This is a genomic window from Streptomyces sp. (assembly GCF_036566765.1).
GTDB lineage: Bacteria > Actinomycetota > Actinomycetes > Streptomycetales > Streptomycetaceae > Streptomyces.
The window spans coordinates 1-1,667 of sequence record NZ_DATCVQ010000081.1 but is presented as its reverse complement, the minus strand read 5'-3'; the positions used below and the strand labels follow the sequence as shown (position 1 = coordinate 1,667).

Below are 1,667 nucleotides of genomic sequence, written 5' to 3'. Positions count from 1 at the left end.
CGCTGATGGAGCGGGCCGGCTGGTGGCAGCACACCTTCAACCCGGCCGCGACGGCCACGGACGGCTACCAGCAGGCCCGCAACGCCGACGGGAGCTGGGTCTCCGGCTTCACCCCGTCGACCCAGACCGGCTTCGCGCAGGGCAGCAGCGCGACGTACACCTGGATGGTTCCGCACGATGTCGCCCGGCTGGCCGAGGCCGTCGGCGGCCGGGAGCGGGCGATCCAGCGGCTGGACGCGTTCTTCCACAAGGCCGACGGCTCCTGGCAGTACACCGGCGGCGACGCGCTCCGCTACGACCCGACCAACGAGCCCGGCATCCACGTCCCGTGGATGTACAACGCGCTCGGCGCGCCCTGGAAGACCCAGGAGACGGTGCGGGCGATGGCAGACCTCGCTTACGGCACAGGCCCGCGTGGGCTGCCCGGCAACGACGACCTCGGCACCATGTCGGCGTGGTACGTCTTCTCCGCGATGGGCATCTACCCGCAGGACCCCGCCCGCGCCGAGATGCTGCTCTCCAGCCCGGTCTTCGAGCGGGTGGTCATCCACCGCGGCAACGGCGTCGACATCACCATCGAGTCCCCCGGCGCCGGCGCCGAGAACATCTACGTCCAGTCGGTCACTCTCGACGGCACGCCGCACACCCGGTCATGGCTTCCCGAGTCGGTGATGAACCGCGGCGGCACCGTCCGAATCGACGTCGGCGCCGAGCCGAACCGGGACTGGGGCACAGCGGACGCGGACCTGCCGATCCACCACACCAACTGACCGTGCACTTGATCCGAATTCATAATGCACTCATAATGAGTGCATGGCCTATCTGCAGATCCGCGACATCCCCGATGACGTACGCGACGTCCTCGCCCAGCGCGCGAAGGACCGTGGGCAGTCGCTGAACTCCTACCTTCGGGACGTCGTCCTCCGGGAGGCGTCGTTCGCCAACAACCAAGCCCTGATCGACCGCGTGATCGCCAGCAGGGGCGATTCCAAGTTCACCACCGAGGACGTGCTCGCCGCACGCGACACGGCTCGAGGCGAGCGCTCCCAGGGCGCCGCGTGATCGTCCCCGACGCTTCCGCAGTCACTCTTCTCTTCGCAGACCCCGACACCGACTCCCGGGTGAACGCGGCGACCAAGATCCTCGCCGACGACCCCGAATGGGTCGTCCCGGAGATCTGGCGCACCGAGGTGCTCAGTGTCTTTCGCGGACTCCTTCTGGGCGGCAAGCTCACCGACCTGGACGCCGAACAGGCGTTGCATTGGCTCCAGGCGATCACTGTGATCACCGCACCGGCCGGCCCGTGCCTCACCCGAATGTGGGAACTGCGCAGCAACCTGTCGACCTACGACGCCAGCTACGTCGCAGTCGCCGAGTCACATGACCTCACCCTCGTCACCGCCGACGTACGCATCGCGAAAGCCGGTGTCGCGCGCTGCCCCGTGAGAACGATCAACTGACAGGTCCCAGTTTGCGGTCGCCGACTCACCACGCCGTGATGGGCCATGGGCTGCCGTTGGAGGGCACTCGTGGCAGGCTTTCGACGACTCGGTCGTGATGACAGTCAGCTGATCATCGGTCGTCCGACGACGCTGAGTTCTGGCCTCGATAAGTGGAGCGCAAGCACATGCTTCGGCGGTTCACGAGAGACGTGCCTGGATCACCGC

At 67.4% G+C, this 1,667-nt stretch carries 3 protein-coding genes; all 3 read left to right on the top strand.

Going from position 1 to position 1,667, the window contains the following annotated elements:
- On the top strand, positions 1 to 770 hold a 770-nt coding region (locus VIU94_RS04715; RefSeq protein WP_331907839.1), incomplete at its 5' end, for a glycoside hydrolase domain-containing protein.
- Between the two features lie 43 nt (positions 771 to 813).
- Positions 814 to 1,062, top strand: coding sequence for a FitA-like ribbon-helix-helix domain-containing protein (locus tag VIU94_RS04710; protein WP_331907837.1), 249 nt, complete (start codon positions 814 to 816; stop codon positions 1,060 to 1,062).
- Complete coding sequence (locus VIU94_RS04705) at positions 1,059 to 1,460, top strand: type II toxin-antitoxin system VapC family toxin (protein ID WP_331907835.1); 402 nt, start codon at positions 1,059 to 1,061, stop codon at positions 1,458 to 1,460. The genes VIU94_RS04710 and VIU94_RS04705 overlap by 4 nt, the downstream gene beginning before the upstream one ends.
- Positions 1,461 to 1,667 lie beyond the last annotated feature (207 nt).

Bases quoted from the DNA above. Each gene is read 5' to 3' on its own strand.
- VIU94_RS04710 (WP_331907837.1), top strand. From the start codon at position 814: ATGGCCTATCTGCAGATCCGCGACATCCCCGATGACGTACGCGACGTC.